Raw genomic sequence first — 1928 nt, forward strand, 5'->3', positions numbered from 1 at the left:
CAGGTACAGCCGCCCGCCCGGATGGCGTCCGGCCTGCGCATCGGCTCAGGCGAGACGCCATGGCTGCGGGCGGCTGTACTCACGCACGCGAATCCGGAGGAGTCGTCTGGTCCCGCCCAGCAGGCCGCGCACCAAGCCGTCCAACAGGCCGCGCACCCTCCCGACCAGCAGGCCGCGCACCCTCCCGCCCAGCAGGCCGCGTACCAAGCCGTCCAGCAGGCCGCCCACCCGTCCGCGCATCGAACCGCGGTGTCAGGCGCCGGTGAACATCTGGGCGGATCCCAGGACGCGGTCCACCTCGATCGCCACCACGACGCGCTCGGGATTGGGTTTCGGCTCCCGGTAGCGCATCCCGTACCGGCGTTCGCCCTCGCGCACGGCGGCCTCGTCGGTGAGCAACGTCGCCCGGCCCTCGAACGTCAGCCACCGGCCTCGGTCCACGTGACAGACCGCTGCCCGTCCGCCGCGCGCGGCGTTGCGGGCCTTCTGCGACCCCCTCCGGGTGATCACGCGGGCCAGACCCGACCCGGTGTCGAGCGTGAAGCCCACCGCGACCACGTGCGGCGAACCGTCTCGTCGGAGGGTGGTGAGCGTACCGAGGTGGTACTCGGAGAGGAACTCGTGAGCGTCGGGCGACAGATCTGCCAGTGTTCGGGACATAGCGGCGAGCCTGCCACAGCGAGGCGGGACGAGGCGGCCGGCGGCGACGGGAGTGCGACCGGGCCTGGGACGGGCGTGGGAGGCAGTGAGATGGGCGTGGGACAATGCCCTCATGTCCAGCCCCGCATCCCCCGCATCCCAGCGCGCACCGGGCGGCGAGGTCGTCGTGATCTTCGGTGGCCGGAGCGAGATCGGTCTGGCGATCGCCCGGCGTCTCGCGGACGGATGCACGGTCGTCCTCGCCACACGACCCGGCCGCGACGTGTCCGCCCTGGCGGCACCTCTCACGGCCGCCGGGGCCTCGTCGGTCGAGATCATCGATTTCGACGCCGACGACCTCGGTTCCCACGTGAGGGTGGTGGAGGACATCGAGTCCCGGATCGGCGAGATCTCGGTCGCGGTCCTGGCGTTCGGGATCCTCGGCGACCAGGAGGTGGCCGAGAGGGACGCGGCGACCGCGGCTCGGATCCTGCACACCGACTTCGTGGCCCAGGCCGCCCTGCTCACCGTGCTGGCTGAGCGGATGAAGCCCCGCAGACGCGGCGTGCTGGTGGCGTTCTCCTCGGTCGCCGGTCAACGGGTCCGGCGCGCGAACTATGTGTACGGGTCCGCCAAGGCGGGGCTCGACGGTTTCGCCTCGGGGATGGCGGACGCCCTCCACGGCACGGGCGTCACCCTGGTGATCCCCCGCCCCGGATTCGTGATCGGCCGGATGACCGAGGGCATGGATCCCGCACCGTTCTCCTCCACGCCCGACCAGGTGGCCGATGCGGTGGTCGACCGGGTGCGGGCCCGACGGGCCGGGGTGGTGTGGATCCCGTGGCAGCTACGGGTGATGTTCGCCGTCGCCCGGTTGGTCCCGCAGCCGATCTGGCGACGGATGCCACGGTGAGACCCCCTGCCACCGTGGATCGCGACCGGTGACCGCCATGTTCGTCGGCGTCGGCACCGGCGATGCCGATCTGCTCACCGTCCGCGCCTCCAGGCTCCTCGCCGACTGCGGTACCTGCCTGTTCGAGGGTGTCCACGGGCTCCACGAGGTGCTGTCCCTCTGCTCTCCGCGGGCCCGACTTGTCGACACCACCGGGATGCCGGTCTCGGATGTCATCGCCGAGATCCGGGAGGCGAGTGGACGCGGAGACCGGGTGGTCCGGCTCATCCCCGGCGAGCCCTCGATGTACCGGGGGGTGGCGCAGGAGGTCCGCGCTCTCGAGGCCGCGGGAGTCGGGTGGCAGATCGTCCCCGGCGTTCCCGTCGTCGCCGCTGCC

General features: G+C 72.1%; 3 protein-coding genes. 2 read left to right on the forward strand and 1 reads right to left on the reverse strand.

The window, feature by feature from the left end; all coding sequences use genetic code 11:
• Positions 1-252 precede the first annotated feature (252 nt).
• Positions 253-660, reverse strand: a complete 408-nt coding sequence (locus G6026_RS04495; protein ID WP_107756439.1) for a PPOX class F420-dependent oxidoreductase — start codon at positions 658-660, stop codon at positions 253-255.
• 112 nt (positions 661-772) lie between these two features.
• Here G6026_RS04495 and G6026_RS04500 point away from each other — a divergent pair, with 112 nt between their 5' ends.
• The gene (locus tag G6026_RS04500) at positions 773-1552 is read left to right on the forward strand and encodes an SDR family NAD(P)-dependent oxidoreductase (RefSeq protein WP_107756438.1); all 780 of its coding nucleotides are present in this window, start codon (positions 773-775) and stop codon (positions 1550-1552) included.
• A 37-nt stretch (positions 1553-1589) separates the two neighbouring features.
• A partial coding sequence (locus tag G6026_RS04505; RefSeq protein ID WP_241727941.1) for an SAM-dependent methyltransferase occupies positions 1590-1928 on the forward strand: 339 nt, incomplete at its 3' end.

The sequence above is a fragment of the Dietzia sp. DQ11-38-2 genome (genome assembly GCF_014145055.1).
Lineage (GTDB): Bacteria > Actinomycetota > Actinomycetes > Mycobacteriales > Mycobacteriaceae > Dietzia.